At 72.1% G+C, this 15724-nt stretch carries 14 protein-coding genes, 1 tRNA gene and 3 pseudogenes; 6 read left to right on the forward strand and 12 right to left on the reverse strand.

Features of this window, described 5'->3' with window-relative positions:
• Positions 1–321: 321 nt before the first annotated feature.
• From DEJ15_RS13580 to DEJ15_RS13595, 4 genes and pseudogenes are all read right to left on the reverse strand, one after another.
• On the reverse strand, positions 322–747 hold the full coding sequence (locus DEJ15_RS13580; RefSeq protein ID WP_110824586.1) for a TadE/TadG family type IV pilus assembly protein: 426 nt from the start codon (positions 745–747) through the stop codon (positions 322–324).
• Entirely contained in the window at positions 744–962 is a 219-nt protein-coding gene (locus DEJ15_RS13585; protein ID WP_110824587.1) for a DUF4244 domain-containing protein, read from the reverse strand. The genes DEJ15_RS13580 and DEJ15_RS13585 overlap by 4 nt, the downstream gene beginning before the upstream one ends.
• A gap of 1173 nt (positions 963–2135) precedes the next feature.
• Positions 2136–2597: a hypothetical protein gene (locus DEJ15_RS13590; RefSeq protein ID WP_284176321.1), complete on the reverse strand. Its 462-nt coding sequence runs from the start codon at positions 2595–2597 to the stop codon at positions 2136–2138.
• Positions 2598–2725: 128 nt separating this feature from the next.
• Positions 2726–2860, reverse strand: a pseudogene (locus DEJ15_RS13595) (pilus assembly protein CpaF); the annotation flags it as partial.
• A gap of 13 nt (positions 2861–2873) precedes the next feature.
• On the opposite strand from DEJ15_RS13595, the gene DEJ15_RS13600 reads away from it, so the two are divergent.
• The gene (locus DEJ15_RS13600) at positions 2874–3407 is read left to right on the forward strand and encodes a hypothetical protein (protein WP_284175134.1); all 534 of its coding nucleotides are present in this window, start codon (positions 2874–2876) and stop codon (positions 3405–3407) included.
• 657 nt (positions 3408–4064) lie between these two features.
• A pseudogene (gene acs / locus DEJ15_RS13605) lies at positions 4065–6031 on the forward strand (acetate--CoA ligase).
• Between the two features lie 84 nt (positions 6032–6115).
• Here the strand turns inward: acs and DEJ15_RS13610 are convergent.
• A complete protein-coding gene (locus DEJ15_RS13610) occupies positions 6116–6577 on the reverse strand; it encodes a RidA family protein (protein ID WP_110824591.1) in 462 nt (153 codons plus the stop codon).
• Between the two features lie 11 nt (positions 6578–6588).
• A pseudogene (sp36, locus tag DEJ15_RS13615) lies at positions 6589–6732 on the reverse strand (Sp36 family protein); the annotation flags it as partial.
• A 50-nt stretch (positions 6733–6782) separates the two neighbouring features.
• On the opposite strand from sp36, the gene DEJ15_RS13620 reads away from it, so the two are divergent.
• From DEJ15_RS13620 to DEJ15_RS13635, 4 genes are all read left to right on the forward strand, one after another.
• Entirely contained in the window at positions 6783–8276 is a 1494-nt protein-coding gene (locus tag DEJ15_RS13620; protein ID WP_284175135.1) for a transglycosylase domain-containing protein, read from the forward strand.
• Positions 8277–8286: 10 nt separating this feature from the next.
• Positions 8287–9420, forward strand: coding sequence for a PASTA domain-containing protein (locus DEJ15_RS13625; protein WP_284175136.1), 1134 nt, complete (start codon positions 8287–8289; stop codon positions 9418–9420).
• Positions 9417–10406 carry a metallophosphoesterase gene (locus DEJ15_RS13630; protein WP_349814717.1) on the forward strand — a complete coding sequence of 330 codons (990 nt, stop codon included), beginning with the start codon at positions 9417–9419 and terminating at the stop codon, positions 10404–10406. The genes DEJ15_RS13625 and DEJ15_RS13630 overlap by 4 nt, the downstream gene beginning before the upstream one ends.
• A 76-nt stretch (positions 10407–10482) precedes the next feature.
• Positions 10483–10556: transfer RNA gene (locus DEJ15_RS13635), tRNA-Pro, on the forward strand.
• 232 nt (positions 10557–10788) lie between these two features.
• Here DEJ15_RS13635 and DEJ15_RS13640 read toward each other — a convergent pair.
• The 6 genes from DEJ15_RS13640 to DEJ15_RS13665 all read right to left on the reverse strand — a co-directional run bounded on the left by DEJ15_RS13640 (position 10789) and on the right by DEJ15_RS13665 (position 15676).
• A complete protein-coding gene (locus DEJ15_RS13640) occupies positions 10789–11829 on the reverse strand; it encodes an LLM class flavin-dependent oxidoreductase (protein WP_110824829.1) in 1041 nt (346 codons plus the stop codon).
• A 117-nt stretch (positions 11830–11946) separates the two neighbouring features.
• Positions 11947–12582 (reverse strand): thymidine kinase, encoded by a 636-nt coding sequence (locus DEJ15_RS13645; protein WP_110824594.1) that lies wholly within the window; start codon positions 12580–12582, stop codon positions 11947–11949.
• Positions 12582–13283, reverse strand: coding sequence for a DNA-binding response regulator (locus tag DEJ15_RS13650; protein WP_258365935.1), 702 nt, complete (start codon positions 13281–13283; stop codon positions 12582–12584). The genes DEJ15_RS13645 and DEJ15_RS13650 overlap by 1 nt, the downstream gene beginning before the upstream one ends.
• Complete coding sequence (locus tag DEJ15_RS13655; RefSeq protein ID WP_284175137.1) at positions 13270–13509, reverse strand: hypothetical protein; 240 nt, start codon at positions 13507–13509, stop codon at positions 13270–13272. Before DEJ15_RS13655 ends, DEJ15_RS13650 begins: the two co-directional genes overlap by 14 nt.
• Positions 13467–14438 (reverse strand): hypothetical protein, encoded by a 972-nt coding sequence (locus tag DEJ15_RS13660; protein ID WP_284175138.1) that lies wholly within the window; start codon positions 14436–14438, stop codon positions 13467–13469. The genes DEJ15_RS13655 and DEJ15_RS13660 overlap by 43 nt, the downstream gene beginning before the upstream one ends.
• The gene (locus DEJ15_RS13665; RefSeq protein WP_110824596.1) at positions 14435–15676 is read right to left on the reverse strand and encodes a sensor histidine kinase; all 1242 of its coding nucleotides are present in this window, start codon (positions 15674–15676) and stop codon (positions 14435–14437) included. Before DEJ15_RS13665 ends, DEJ15_RS13660 begins: the two co-directional genes overlap by 4 nt.
• Positions 15677–15724 lie beyond the last annotated feature (48 nt).

The following is a 15724-nucleotide window of genomic DNA, read 5'->3' on the forward strand; positions in this document are numbered from 1 at the left end:
GGTGCGGACGTCGGCCCGGACGGCCCGGGCGGAGCGGCGAGCAGCAGCGCACGGCGGGCCCGGCGCCAGTCCGACCGTCGCGGCCGCTGCGCTGAGTGCCGCGGTGTCCGCTGCCCCCCTGCGCCCGAGCCGATGCGACGCGGAGGCCGGCGGCGGCGAGCGCCGACACGACGACGAGCGAGACGGCAGCGAGGACCGCGACGAGCACGACCGCCACCGATCCTCCGTCGTCTGCCCGCCCGGCGACCGACGGTCGAGACCGAACGGACAGGTACGCCGCTCCGCCCGACCGGGCACCGGGAGCGATCCGGATCGGCCGGGTCACGACGGGCCGCCGCCGTCGGGCCCGTCTTCGGCCAGCCCGTCCGCGACGTGGTCACCCAGGTCGTGCTCGGCCGGGTCACGCTCGTCGACCGAGCAGGCGCTCTCCCGCAGCACGAGCGCCGCGAACGGACCGCTCCCCGCGGCCCGCCCGGCGTGCACACAGACCAAGCCCTGTGTGTGGTCGATGCGGAACGACCCGGCTCCCGCCGTCCGGAGCGCCCGGCGGCCCGCGTCGTCGTCGCCGCGTCCGAACGCCCGGGCGGCCGTGACCGCGGCGGCCTGCAGACGGCCCTGCGCGTCGACGACCCGCACGCCGCCGATTCCCGCGGCCAGGACGGCGGCGACGACCGGTAGCGCGACGGCGAACTCGACGGTGACCGATCCGCGTTCGTCTGCTGGTGGGCGGGTTCGCCGCGGACTCACGGCGTGAGCGCGGTGCGGACGAGTTCGGTGAGCAGGACCTGTACCTCGCCGGACCGCATCACCGCGACCAGGACGCCGGCGAAGGCCACGGCCGCCAAGATGACCACCGCGTACTCCGCCGTGGCGGACCCGTCGTCGTCCCGCAGCCGCGTCCTCCGACGCTCCGGTCGCGCCTCCGCCGGCGGCAGGTCCGCACTCGGGATGTCCTTCTCCATGTGGTGTCCTTCCTTCTGTCTTGTCTCGTGTGTCCGATCCGGGCCCGTCGGTCCCGGCCGGACGGTCTCGGCCCCGCGGTTGCTGGACCAGCGGGCCCTGGTCCGAGTCTCGGCGAGGCGCCGGTCGTGCGATCGGCACCCGCGACCGTCCGTGGAGGGGTCAGCCGAAGGCACCCGATGTGGAGGAGAGGATGCCCACGACCACGGGCACCACCCCCACCAGTACGAACGCCGGCAGGATGCACACCCCGAGCGGCAGCACGAGCCGTACCCCCCAGCCGCTCGGCGCGCGCGAGACCCTCGGCAGCGGCGTCCGCCCGCCGGTCGAGGGCGCACGCGCGGAGGAGCCCGGCGGCCGGGACCCCGGCTCGTCCGGCGAGCGCCAGGGTCTCCGCGAGCCGGTCACGGTCCGGCTGCGGCCAGGCCCGATCGGCGAACACGGCGTCGACGCTGGCGCCGGCGTCGGTCCAGGCGCCACCGCCGGAGAGCGCCACGGCCCAGACGTCGAGCAGCAGCCCCGGCATCGGCTCGTTCTCCGCAGCGGAGGCCACGAGTCGCTGCGTCCACCGGTGCGCGACCGCGACGAGCACCACCGCCGTGACCAGGCAGACCGAGCCGACAGGGCTGCCCACCAGGACGCCGACCGAGTCGACACCCCAGGCCCACCCGAGCAGCGCCCCGAAGACCGGGAGCGTCAACACGACCCGTGTGCTCGCGCGCGGACCGGCGAGCGCGGTGCGGATCGACCGCGCCGTCTGTTCGGCATCGCGCAGGGACACTGCGAGCGCCCGGAGTGTCGGTGCCACCGGCGCTCCCGTCCGGGCCGCGACGGCGAGCACCCCCCTCGACGTCCCGCTCGGTCGAGGGGGTCCCACGACCCGCGACCGCCGCCCGCCGGGCCACGTCCTCGTACCGTCCTGCGGGATGGACGGGTCCGGCGTCGGACCAGTCCCGCCCGTCCCCGGCGCGGCTCCGGTTGGCCAGTGGCCGGGTACGACCGCCTCTGGGTCGGTGCGGCTGCCGCCGCGGTCACGAGCGCCCACGCCCGCGGCGGTGGGACGCCGGCAGCGACCAGCACGGCGACGCGGTCCAGCGTCCGTGCGAGGTCCAGCGGTCGGCCGAGGGGATCGGTCCTCGGTCCGGCGCGATCACCGGTCCGCGCGCGGGGCGTCGTCACGAGCCGTCACGGGGACGTCGGTGCGCCCCGCCTGTCCTCCGGCGGCACTGCTCGTCGTCGACCCGCCGCGCATCACGTCGAGCGTCGCCCGCGGGTCGGGAGCCACTGCGGGGCGCCGACGAGCCGCAACCGTCGATCCGGGCCGGCCCGCCCGTCCTCGCGCCCTCAGGTGCCGCCACCCGGTCCCCGCTGCTCGACACGACCCGGCTCGGCGCGCCCCGGCTCGACGCCGCCCGGCTCAGCACGGCCTCGACGTCGGCGACCACCAACCGTCCGGCGCGGTCGACGTGCATCCGGCCCACCGCTGCCAACCGCCGCACCCCGTGCCGGCGCTCCACGTGCAGCACCAGGTCGAACGCACTCGCCGCCTGTCGCGCGAGCGACTCGGGTCCGAGCCCGGCCAGCGCACCGAGCGCTTCGAGTCGCGCGGCGACGTCGTCGAGGCCGTTCGCATGCACGGTCCCCGCGCCCCCCGTCGTGCCCGGTGTTGAGGGCCGACGTGAGCTCCCGGACCTCGGCGCCCCGGCACTCCCCCCACGACGATCCGGTCTGGTCGCATCCGGAGCGCTTCGCGGAGCAGTCGACCGAGACCCAGCTCGCCGGCGCCCTCCGCGTTCGCCTGCCGGGCCTCGAGCGCGACGACGTGCGGGTGGTCGACCCGGAGTTCGGCGACGTCCTCCACCGTGATGATGCGTTCGCGGGCCGGCACCTGCGCGAGCATCGCTGCGAGGAGCGTGGTCTTCCCGCTCCCGGTGGCCCCCCGTCACGAGCACGTTCTGCCGTTCGTGCACGGCCCGCTCGACGAGCCGGCGCGGCACCCGCTCGAAGAACCCTCGGTCGGCCAGGCGGTCGATCGTGGGTCGCTCGTCGCGTGGCAGCCGGACGGAGATCGCCGTCCCGTGCACGGACACCGGAGCGAGCACCGCGTGCACACGGATCCCGTCTCCGTGCCGGACGTCGGCGCAGGGTGTGGTCTCGTCGACGTGCCGTCCGCCGCGGGCGACCAGGGCACGGGCGAGGTCGCGGGCGCGGTCCTCCGGCAGGACGAGTCCCGGCACGACGACCAACCCGGCGCCCCGGTCGGTCCAGACGCCCCGTCCGCCCAGGACCAGTACGTCCGTCACGCGGTCGTCGGCGACCAGGGGCGCGAGCTCCTCGAAGTCGACCAACGACGCGGCACGCCGCCGATGGTGAGGAGGCGGAGACCCGGGCAGGAACGGAGCGCGATGGCGGTGCATGGCGCGACGGTACGGCCGCGCTTCAGGTGATCCGCGCCTCCCGGCCGGACCGGTGGACAGCCCTGCCCGACGTCACGACCGTGAGCGATTTGTACCCCGACGATCGCCTTCGTACCCCGTTCCGGATGTCCGGGTGCTGCAGCGATCCGGCGCCGAGGTCGCGGGTCCGCCGAAGGGCGGACCGGGACGAGTGGGTCCCGATGAGCGCGACGAGACCGGCGTGGGGCGCGGGGCTGGGCCGACCGGTCTGTCCACGTCGGCCGCGTCCTGCTGCCGATCGGCGGCGTCGCGCCCGTTCCGTCCGACGCACGCCCGTGCGGTCCAGCCGGGAAGAAGAAGAGGCGGCACCTGTTGGGGGGGAACGGGTGCCGCCTGGACACCGGGGTGATTGGGGGGGAATCGTGACCGGTGCCACCGGGAACGAGCCCGGCAGGGAACACTGTACCCCACGAAGGGGATGCGCCGACACTCCTGGACGCGGAACGCGAGGACCTGCGCGGATCGACTGTCCCGCTGCGCGCCGGCAGGTCCGCGGTGACGGGCCGGACCGCAGGACGGCGCTCGCTGCCGGCACCGGGCCGGGTCCTCCGCCGGGAGCGCGGTCGGGAGTAGTCTCCGACTGCGCCCGGTCGTCGTCTGCCTCGGTGGTCCGACCGCGTCCCGGGCGGACGAGACGAAAGGACATCGATGACGATTCCGCAGCAGGCCGCTCCACAGCAGGCCGACACCTCCGACGACGCGACGACGTTCCCACCGTCGCCCGAGTTCGTCGCGGACGCCGTCGCCGACCAGGGCCTCCACGACGCCGCGAGCGCCGACCGGGTGGCGTTCTGGGCGGAGCAGTCCCGAGCCCTGCTCAACTGGCGGACGCCCTTCACGACGACGCTCGACTGGTCCGGGGCACCGTTCGCCCGGTGGTTCGCGGACGGGGAGCTCAACGTCGCCGAGAACTGCCTCGACCGGCACGTCCGCGCCGGCAACGGCGACCGCGTCGCGATCCACTTCGAGGGCGCGAACGGCGACACCCGCACCGTCACCTACGCCGAGCTGACGGCGGACGTGCAGCGCGCGGCGAACATGCTGCAGGGTCTCGGCGTCGGGCGTGGTGACCGTGTCGTCGTGTACCTCCCCCCTCATCCCGGAGGCCGTCGTCACGATGCTCGCGATCGCCCGGCTCGGCGCGATCCACTCCGTCGTCTTCGGCGGCTTCAGCGCCGAGAGCCTCCGCGCCCGGATCGAGGACGCCGGCGCGAAGGTCGTCGTGACCGCGGACGGCGGATGGCGTCGCGGTGCCGTCTCCCCGCTCAAGCCCGCCGTGGACGAGGCCCTGCAGGGCGAGGGCACGGGCAGCGTCGAGCACGTGCTCGTCGTGCAGCGCGGCGGCAACGAGATCGCCTGGACCGACCGCGACCGGTGGTGGCACGACGAGTTCGCCGCCGCCGCTCCCGATCACGAGGCGCAGGCCTTCCCCGCCGAGACGCCCCTGTTCATCCTGTACACCTCGGGCACGACCGGGAAGCCGAAGGGCATCGTGCACACCTCCGGCGGGTACCTCACCCAGGCGGCCTACACGCACCGGAACGTCTTCGACATGCACCCGGAGAAGGACGTCTACTGGTGCACGGCCGACATCGGCTGGATCACCGGTCACACGTACGTCGTCTACGGTCCCCTCGCGAACGGCGTGACGCAGGTCCTGTACGAGGGCACGCCGGACGAGCCACAGCCCGGTCGCTGGTGGGACATCGTGGACGCGTACGGGGTCACGGTCCTCTACACGGCACCGACCGCGGTCCGCGCCGCGATGAAGGCCGGTCGTCAGATCCCGGAAGCACGCAGCCTCGAGTCGCTCCGGCTGCTGGGCAGCGTCGGCGAGCCGATCAACCCCGAGGCGTGGCAGTGGTACCGGCAGGTCATCGGCCACGACCGGACCCCGATCGTCGACACGTGGTGGCAGACGGAGACCGGCGCGATCATGATCTCGGCGCTGCCCGGCGTGACGAAGCTCAAGCCCGGCGCGGCACAGACCCCGCTGCCGGGGATCGTCACCGAGATCGTGGACGAGGACGGCACCCCCCGTGGGTCCCGGCGGCAGCGGCTACCTCACCGTCACCGAGCCGTGGCCGTCGATGGCGCGCGGCATCTGGGGCGACGACGACCGCTTCGTCGAGACGTACTGGTCACGGTTCCCGGGCCGCTACTTCGCCGGCGACGGCGCCCGGCTCGACGGCCAGGGCGACATCTGGGTGCAGGGACGCGTCGACGACGTGATGAACGTCTCCGGGCACCGACTGTCCACCGCGGAGATCGAGTCCGCGCTCGTCGGACACGAGGGAGTCGCCGAAGCAGCGGTCGTCGGTGCCGCCGACGAGACGACCGGGCAGGCCGTCGTCGCGTTCGTGATCCTCACCGCCGAGGCGGCCGAGGGCGTCGACCGCGAGGCCTCCGCCGCCGAGCTGCGCTCCTGGGTCGGCAAGCGGATCGGCCCGATCGCGAAGCCCCGTCAGGTCGTCATCGTCCCGGAGCTGCCGAAGACGCGGTCCGGCAAGATCATGCGCCGCCTCCTCCGCGACGCGGCCGAGGGGCGTCGCATCGGCGACACGACGACGCTGGCCGACCCGACGATCATGGCGACCATCGCGGACCTGATGTAGCCGGGCGGACGCAGGAAGGGCCTCCCGTCACACCGGCCGGGAGGCCCTTCCTGCGTCCCACGGACGCGTCGCGTCCGTGGGTGGTCAGACCGTCAGCTCGACGACCAGCTCGACCTCGACCGGTGCGTCCAGCGGCAGGACCGCGACGCCGACCGCGCTGCGCGCGTGGACGCCGGCTTCGCCGAACACGTCGCCGACGAGCTGCGACGCTCCGTTCGCGACCGCCGGCTGCCCGGTGAACGAGGGGTCGGAGGCCACGAAGACCGTCACCTTGACGACCCGGGCGACCCGGTCGAGCGACCCGGCGACGCTCTGCACCGCGGCGAGGGCGTTGAGCGCCGCCACCCGGGCCTGCGCCGTCGCCGTCTCGGCGTCGACCGCTGACCCGACCTTGCCCGTCACCGGCAGGGCGCCGTCGACGAACGGCAGCTGCCCAGCGGTGAAGACGTGTGCGCCGGAGACGACGGCGGGGACGTACGCGGCGACGGGAGCCGCGACCTCCGGCACCGTGATGCCGAGCTCGGTCAGGCGCTCGGCGACGCTCATGCCTCGGCCTTCGGACGCTTCAGGTAGGCGACGAGCCCGCCCTCCGGGCCGGTGACGACCTGGACCAGTTCCCAGCCCTGCTCACCGAAGTTGTTGAGGATGGCGGTGGTGTTGTGGATGATCAACGGGGTCGTGAGGTATTCCCAGCGGCTCATGCGGTTCCTTGCCAGCTTTCCAGTCCGAGGTGTCGTTTAGGCTGCATCCTATGTCTGCCCAGAAGACGTCTGCCCGCCGGACCAAGCCCGTCTCCGCAGTCGGCGCCTTCGTCGGTTTCGTCGGTTTCAGCGCACTCGCCGGCCTGCTCGTCACCATCGGTGTCACGCCGGCGATCGCGGTCGCCGGTGTCACGACGACCTCGACGATCGGCGTCTTCGAGTCGCTGCCCGAGTACATCGAGCTCGGCGACCTGCCCCAGCGCAACGAGGTGCTGGCGTACTCGGGCGGCAAGCCGACCCACCTGGCGACGGTCTACGACCAGAACCGCCAGGAGCTGAAGTACGACCAGATCAGCGAGAACCTCAAGAACGCCGCGATCGACGGTGAGGACAAGCGCTTCTGGCACCACGGCGGCGTCGACATGACCTCGCTCGTCCGCGCCGGTGTCGGCACCGTCGCCGGGGGTGGCCTCGGCGACTCCGGCGGTGGGTCGACGCTCACCATGCAGCTCGTCCGCAACATCAAGATGCAGCAGGCACTCGAGCTCCCCACGCAGGAGCAGCGGATCAAGGCCTACAACGAGGCGACCAAGGTCTCCGTCTCCCGCAAGCTCGAGGAGATGAAGCTCGCGATCGGGCTGGCGAAGAAGTACCCGAAGAAGGACATCCTCACCGGCTACCTGAACATCGCCTACTTCGGTGACCAGACGTACGGCGTCCAGGCCGCGGCGCAGCACTACTTCGGCAAGAGCGCCACCGACCTCACCGCCGCCGAGGCCGCCTCGATCCTGGCGATCGTGCAGTCGCCGAACACGCGCAACCTGTCCGACCCGAAGTACTACGAAGCGAACGTCGCCCGGCGTGACGTGATCTTGAAGTCGATGTACGCCCAGAAGCACATCAACACCAAGGACTTCAAGGAGGCCATCGCCTCCAAGCCCGCCGACTACGTGCACCTGACCGACCCGACCCAGGGCTGCAAGGCCGCCGCCGGCAACGGATCCCAGTTCTTCTGCGACTACGCGGTGCAGGTCGTCAAGGAGATGTCCCAGCTCGGCTCGACCCAGAAGGCACGCGACGCCGCCTGGCGCAACGGCGGCTACACGATCCAGACCACGCTGAACCTCGACCTCAACAACGCGCAGAAGGACCTGATCAACGCCTACGCGCCGAACACCGAGGCCCGGCTCGCCCTGGGCGGGGTCCTGAACTCGGTGGAAGCCGACACCGGCCGCGTGCTCACGATGGTCCAGAACAAGAACTACAACCAGCTCGCGGGCTGCGGAACCGAGGGCGCCGACCCGAACGCCTGCGCTCCGGCGACCGACACGGGGATCAACTACAGCGTCGACGAGCGGTACGGCGGCGGTGAGGGCTTCCAGACCGGGTCGACGTTCAAGCCGTTCACGCTCCTCAACTGGCTGCAGAACGGCCACGGCCTCGGCGAGATCGTGAACGGTACTCCCCGACCGTTCCCGAGCTTCAACCAGTGCGGCAGCCCCGTCGGAGTGACGTACACGCCCAAGAACGACGCCCCCCGGTGAGGGCGGCAACATGACCGTCGAGAACGCGACCTACCGCTCGGTGAACGTCTCCTACGTGAACATGGCGCAGAAGCTCGACTACTGCGACATCCGCAAGACCGCGGAGTCGCTCGGCGTGCACCTCGCCGCCCCGCGCGAGACCTCGGCCGAGTTCGCGGACGACACCTCGAAGAAGACGACGACCTCGGTCCGGACGAACGCGTCGTTCGTGCTGGGCACGAACTACATCGCGCCGCTCACCATGGCGGCGGCCTACGCCGGCATCGCGAACAACGGCACGTTCTGCCGTCCCATCGCGATCGACAACGTGACGAACGCGGACGGCAAGTCCCTCGGCGGCCAGGAGAAGGACTGCACGCAGGCCATCGACCCGCAGGTCGCGGCGACGGCCATCTACGCGCTGAAGAAGGTCATGACCATCGGCACCGCTCCCGGTGCTCGGACCGCGGACGGCTTCGACGAGTTCGGCAAGACCGGTACGACTGACGAGGCCGACCAGATCTGGCTCGTCGGGGCCACCACGAAGGTCGCGACCGCCGCGTGGTTGGGCAACACCGTCGGCAAGCAGAACCTCCGCTACGTCTACGGCCCGAACGGCGCCTACGCCGGCTCCCGCACGGCACTGTGGCGCCAGGCGCAGACGATCGTGAACACGCAGTACCCGGGTGGTCAGTTCGCCGACCCGTCGCCCGCCGCAATCCGCGGCAACAGCGTCGCGGTGCCGAACGTCCAGGGTCAGACCCCGGAGGCGGCTCGCGCAGCGATCGCAGCGGCCGGCCTGACCTACGTGGACGGCGGCGTCCAGGCCGGCGGCGGTACGCCGGGCACGGTCCTCTCGACCAACCCGGCAGCCGGGCTGCAGCTCTCCAAGGGGTCGAGCGTGACCGTGTACACGACCGACGGTTCACAGACCGCCATCCCCGAGGTGACCGGCAAGCAGATCGGCGACGCGCAGGACGCCCTCGCCGACGCCGGGTTCACGAACGTCTCCGTGTCGAAGGACTACCCCAAGGGGAACGGCGACAACGAGTGCCTCGTGGCCGCGGTCGACCCCGGCCAGGGCACGGCGGTGTCGAAGGACACCGGGATCACCCTGTCCGTGTACGGCAACAAGAACGGCAAGTCGCCGAAGGGCTGCCGGTGACCCGAGCGCGTGGTGCCCTCGGCGTCCTCGCCGCGGGCGCCGCGCTCGGAGTCGCCTCCGCCGCCTGGGGCTCCCTCGTGGAGCGCCGCGCGTACACCCTCCGGTGGGAGACCGTCCCGGTGCTGCCGGTCGGCTCCCGGGACGTCACCGTCCTGCACCTGTCCGACATCCACATGGCCCCGTGGCAGGCGGACAAGCAGCAGTGGATCCGCGACCTCAGCCTGGTCGAGCCGGACTTCATCGTGAACACCGGCGACAACCTCGGCCACGCGACCGCGAACGCCGCCGTCGAGTACGCCCTCGAGCCGTTCCGCGGGATCCCGGGCGCCTTCGTCTACGGGTCGAACGACTTCTTCGCACCGTCACCCCGCAACCCCGCGCAGTACCTCGCCGGGCCGAGCACCATGCGGGCCCATGCCGAGCCGGCGAAGCTCGACGTGGACCGCCAGACGGCCTTCTTCGAGTCCCTCGGGTGGCTGGACCTCAACGACCACGCCCGCGCCGTCGAGATCCGCGGGTCACGCTTCGAGCTCTTCGGCACGTCGGACGCACACCGCGACTGGGACCGGCTCGACCTCCTGCCGGCGAACGTCGACGAGATGCGCTCCGAGGTGCCGTGGTCGGAGGACGAGAGCGGCCCCTCCCCCCGTCTCCATCGGCATCACGCACGCGCCCTACCGTCGCGTCCTGGACGCCTTCGTGACACAGGGCGCGGACATCGTCTTCGCCGGGCACACGCACGGCGGCCAGGTGGCCGTCCCGGGCGTCGGCGCGCTCGTGACGAACTCGGACCTGCCGCGCCGGTACGCGAGCGGCCTGCACCAGTGGCAGAACCGCACGCACTGGTCCTGGTTGAACGTCTCGGCCGGACTCGGGACCTCGATCTACGCGCCCGTGCGGTTCGCCGTCCGGCCGGAGGCGGTCGTCGTCACGCTGACGGCCCGGACCTGACCGCTCCCCCCGTCGATCGCGACGCGCCCGGCTGACACCGCGTGGTCGTGAGCACCCCCCGATCATCGGATAGACTTCTGGGGTTGCTCCGGGAACGGAGTGATCACACCGCGGGGTGTGGCGCAGCTTGGTAGCGCGCGTCGTTCGGGACGACGAGGTCGCAGGTTCAAATCCTGTCACCCCGACACACAAGGCCCCGGCTTCTCAGGAAGCCGGGGCCTTCGCCGTTCCCGGAGTTCTCCGGCGCCGCCGGACTTCGTCGGCACAACAGGAACCGGCCCGAACCACGGGAGTCCGTGGTTCGGGCCGGTTCCTGTTGTGCACGTCCAGAACGCGCCACGCAAGCCCGCGTCGCGCAAGCCGGCGTCGTGCGGACGGTCCAAGCTGCGCGCTGACGCGCACCCGGTCCGCGCGGCGTCAGGCGACGGCGACGCCCGGCCGGACGAGCCGCCCCTCGGCGTGCAGCCCCGCCACGACCTCGAGCGCCTGGTGCCGGTAGCGTGCCTGCGCGGCCCCGGGAGCGACGATCACCCCGTCGGCGCCGGTCGACTCGACCAACTCGTTGATCTTCGCCGCGACCTGGTCGCGGGAGCCGTACGCCTGACGTTCCGTCCGGGCGGCGATGAACCGTCGCTCGAGGTCGGAGAACTCGTACGCGCGCGCCTCCTCCATCGAGACCGGCTCGGGCTTCGCGCCCTGACGCATGCGGATGAACGAGATCATCCCGGGCGCGCTCTGCTCGTCCACGACGGCCGGGTCCTCGTCGGTGACGACCTGCACGCCGATCAACGCGAGCGGCTCGGAACGGAAACGCGAGGGTCGGAACGCCTGGTGGTACAGCGCGAGCACCGCCTCCGTGTTGTCGGACGCGAAGTGGTGCGCGAAGGCGAACGGGATCCCCAGCGCCCCGGCGACCTGTGCACTGTAGCCCGACGACCCGAGCAGCCAGAACTCCGGGACGTCGCCGTAACCGGGCACGGCACGGATGCGGGCGAGCGGGTTCGACTCCTCCATACCGGTGAAGAAGCCGACCAGGTCGGCCAGCTGCTGCGGGAAGTCGTCGACGTCGAGCCGGTCCGTCCGCCGGAGGGCCATCGCGGTCGCCCCGTCCGTCCCGGGCGCGCGGCCGATGCCGAGGTCGACGCGGTCGCCGTACAGCGCTCGGAGGGTGCCGAACTGCTCCGCGATGACGAGCGGGGCGTGGTTCGGCAGCATGACGCCACCGGAACCGATGCGAATCGTGGAGGTCGCGGCACCAACGGCGCTCAGCAAGACCGCCGGCGCGGACGAGGTGATGCCCGGCATGCCGTGGTGTTCCGCGACCCAGAAGCGCTCGTAGCCAAGCTGTTCGGCCCGGACGGCCATGTCGATCGAGCCCTGCAGGGCCTCGGTGTTCGACTGCCCGTACTCGCGCGTCGCGAGGTCGAGGACGGAAAGGTGCAGGGGTGCGTCACTCATGTCCACACCAACGCGCCGCGTCGCGCGCCCATTCCGGGACACGTGTTGGATGGGAGGCCCGGGATCGGTCCGGTCTGCGCCTCCTGTCCGGACCGGGCTCTCCTGTCCGGACCGGGCTCAGTGTCCGGTCTCGCCGTCCAACCGGCCGCCGGACTCGGTGAGGTAGCAGTTGGCGCAGAGTGACTCGTACTCGACGTCGACGCCGTCGATCGCGACCTGTGACCCGTCGAACACGAACCGGCCGTCGACTTTCCGGGCGTTGAACACGGCCTTGCGCCCGCAGCGGCAGATGGTCTTGAGTTCCTCGAGGGAGTGCGCGACTTCGAGGAGGCGACGGCTGCCGGGGAACGCCTCGGTGCGGAAGTCGGTGCGGATGCCGTACGCGAGGACGGGGATCTCGTCGAGGACGGCGATCCGGAGCAGGTCGTCGACCTGCCGGGGCGTGAGGAACTGCGCCTCGTCCACGAGCACACAGCTGACCGGCCGGACCATGCCGTCGAGTGCTGCCGACTCCGGATCGGTCGCGCCCGCCTCGGCCACCGCAGCACGGACGTCCGCCTCGGCGGGGAGCACGACGTCCACGGTCCGCGTCACACCGAGCCGCGAGACGATCTCGCGGTCGCCCTTGGTGTCGACGCTGGGCTTGGCGAGCAGGACGCGCTGGCCGCGCTCCTCGTAGTTGTACGCGGCCTGCAGGAGCCCGGTGCTCTTGCCGCTGTTCATCGCGCCGAAGCGGAAGTAGAGCTTGGCCACTACGCGAGGAACCCGTCCTCCGCCGCGCGACGGATGAGGTCGGACTTCTTCGACGCCGGACGGCCGACCTTCGCGTACTTCTCACGGACACGGCGGAGGTACGTCTTGGCGGTCTCGTACTGCACGTTCATCTGCGCCGCGACCTCGTTCGTCGAGTAGCCCGACACGTACAGGCGGAGCGCTTCCTCCTCGCCGTGGCTGAGCTTCGGACGCTGGTGGGCGCTCGCCCCCGTCGGCAGCGGACGCCATTCGCGCTGTGCCGGCGTCTCGCGCGCCACGCCCATCACCTCACGCGCGATGTCCATCACCTCGCGCATCGGCAGGGACTTCGAGAGGAACGCCGCCGCACCGGCTGCGAGGGAGCGGTCGCGGGACTCGCGGGCGTCGACGCTCGACAGGACGATCACCTTCGCCCCGGCTGCTCGGCACGTGCGGACGCGGGCCTCGATCGACACCGGCTCCTTGAGCTGGAAGTCGAGGAACACCAGGTCGGTCGGGAAGCTGTCGCTGTGCACCATCTCGAGCCAGGTGTGTGCGGTGAGGGCCAGGTCGAAGTCGAAGGCGTTCACCGCGATCCAGCTCGACAGGCTGTCGAGCAGGACCTCGTGGTCGTCGAGGATGGCCAAACGCACCCGGCGGGAACCCGGGGCCGGCATGGCGGGACCGCCCTCCGGGAACCGGGTCGGGTCAGTGCTGGTCATACGAGAACCTTAATGTCAGGGACGATGGTCGGACGGCGACGTCGAGGTCCGGGAACGTCACGCGGAGCACGGCGACGTACGGATCGAACGCCCGGTGGATGCCGACGTCGGAGTCGGCCACGGCGACGTCGAAGGTCATCGTGACCGCGCTGCCCGCAGCCGACGGGTCGGGAGGCGCGACCGTCACCCGGACGCCGGCCGGGTCGACGGTGTCGGCCGCGAGCACCACGCGCACGAAGGTCCGGACGACGGTCCGCTGGTCGGCGTCCATCGCCGCAGCGAGGCCGAGCGGGTCGACGACGGTGGCGGCGGGGTCCCCCCGCGATGCGCACGGCGTACTCCAACCACGTGCGGTCCGCCTCGGCGACCATGACCTGCCGGATGCCGTCGGCGATGGCCCGTGCCCGCGCCCGGTCCGCGTCCGTCAGCGTCGTCCGCGTGCGGAGCTCGGCGAAGAAGGGGGGCGACGTCCCGCGCGAGGATCGTCGACCGGTCCTGCTGCACGCTCGACGTGATGCCGTCGCGTTCGGCACGTTCCACCGAGTACGACCCCGCACGGATCTGCACGCGCTCCGCCAGACCGGCGAAGGTGTGGGCGAACACGGCCGACGCGGCGGTGAGGACGAGGGTCGGAGCGGCAGCCAGGAACGCCGCGACCGGCACCGGGACGCCCGCAGGGTGCACGAACGCGACCGCCCCACCGGTGGCGGCCCCCACGACGGCGAGGGCGAGACCGCCCGCGACGAGGTCCGTCCACGGACGGTACGGGGCGACGACCACGATGCCGATCGCACCGAGCAGCACCATGAAGTCGTTCACGAGCGACCGGTCGGGACCCCACTGCGCGGCCGCCGCGGTCACGGTCGCGAGCGCGAGCAGTGCGACGTGGGCGACGAACGCCCACCGGGTGAAGGGCGCCCGGAACGGACTGGAGGCGCTGAACACGACGACCGCGGAGGCGGCGAGCAACAGGACGGTCAGGGCGCTCAACGTCGGCGCGCCGACCACGTCCCGGTCGAGGATCGACACCAGGGAGGCCCAGAGCACGCCGCCGGCGCCGAGGACGACCGCGAGCGGTCGGGACCCCATCGCGCCGAGCGGGTCGTACTGCTGCGCGGTCCGTCGTCCCGGACCGCGGCGCGTGGTGCGGCTCACGAGGCCCGCTCCACGTCGTCGTGCGGTCGGAGGGGCACGGGAGCGTTCGCCGACCCGTACGGCACGCTCATCATGACGCTCGTCCCCGACCCGGGCGAGGACCACACCTGCACGTCCCCGCCGACCCGGCCGATGCGCTCGCGGACCGAGTTGCGGAGCCCCATGCGGTCGGCTCCGGTGGCCTGTTCGTCGAACCCGCGCCCGTCGTCCACGACCATCACGGTGCACGCCAGGCCGTCGTCGAAGACGCTGACCTCGGCCGCGTCGGTGCCGGCGTGCTTGCGGACGTTCGTCAGGCACTGGGCGACCGCACGGAGCACCGCGGTCATCGCCTGTGGGTCGAGCCGGGCGACCGACACCGGGTCACCGGTCACGGTGATCTGCAACCCCGTGGACCGTTGCTCGTCGAGCATGCGGTCGAAGGCCGCGACCGCGACCGTGGTCGTGTCGTCGGCGCCGTCGTCCGCCGCCGGACCGTCCGCCGCGAGCCAGGCACGCCCGGTGAGCATCGCGACGTCCGCCTCCATCGTCTGCACGAGGTGCTCGTCCATCGGACCGGCCGGCGCCAACGCGATCGCGTTGAGGTGGTTCAGGACGGTGTCGTGCAGGATCGCCGCGGCTTCGGCCTCGATCCCCGCCCGGTACGCCGTCACGTGCTCTTCGCGGGCCGACCGCAGCAGCTCGGGTTGGATGCGCTCGGACCGCCTGGTCGACCGGTTCACCGCCACCACGAGACCGATGACGAACCCGAGCGTCACCCACGCGAGCACGAGCGGGTGGTCGGGGCCGCCGGCCTGTGCGGCGACGACCGACGTCACGACCCGGCCCACGACGAAGCCGGACACCGACCAGAGCACCACGCGGAGCGTCCCGCTGCCGGTGCCGCCGATGAGCACGAGCGGCACGACGACCAGGGAGAGCAGGTACGAGGTGACCCACGGGACCCCGGCGAGTTCGCGTTGCACGACGGTCGCGAACCAGTACGCGCAGATCCCCCCGACGACGAGGAACGCAGCCGCCGACCGCCAGGTGCCGACGTGGACGTGCACACCGATCATCACGAGCATGGGGACCACGGCGAGCACCGCGCCGAGGACGTGGTCCGTCGGAGCGTCGACGCGGTAGAGCAGCAGCAGGAGCGCAGCGGCGACGAGGGACCCGATCGCGGCTGCGTGGAAGGCGCGCACGGTCGACCACGCGTTCACCCGTGGCGCGAGATGCGTGGGGATGCCGAGCACCGGGGCTGTCCTTCCGTGCGGTCGAGGGGACACGGAGCACTCGGACTC

The sequence above is a fragment of the Curtobacterium sp. MCJR17_043 genome (genome assembly GCF_003224315.2).
GTDB lineage: Bacteria > Actinomycetota > Actinomycetes > Actinomycetales > Microbacteriaceae > Curtobacterium.

Coding starts and splice junctions, on each gene's coding strand:
- DEJ15_RS13620 (WP_284175135.1), top strand. CDS start 6,783: ATGTCTGCCCAGAAGACGTCTGCCCGCCGGACCAAGCCCGTCTCCGCA.
- DEJ15_RS13585 (WP_110824587.1), bottom strand. CDS start 962: ATGGAGAAGGACATCCCGAGTGCGGACCTGCCGCCGGCGGAGGCGCGA.
- DEJ15_RS13610 (WP_110824591.1), bottom strand. CDS start 6,577: ATGAGCGTCGCCGAGCGCCTGACCGAGCTCGGCATCACGGTGCCGGAG.
- DEJ15_RS13625 (WP_284175136.1), top strand. CDS start 8,287: ATGACCGTCGAGAACGCGACCTACCGCTCGGTGAACGTCTCCTACGTG.
- DEJ15_RS13640 (WP_110824829.1), bottom strand. CDS start 11,829: ATGAGTGACGCACCCCTGCACCTTTCCGTCCTCGACCTCGCGACGCGC.
- DEJ15_RS13650 (WP_258365935.1), bottom strand. CDS start 13,283: ATGACCAGCACTGACCCGACCCGGTTCCCGGAGGGCGGTCCCGCCATG.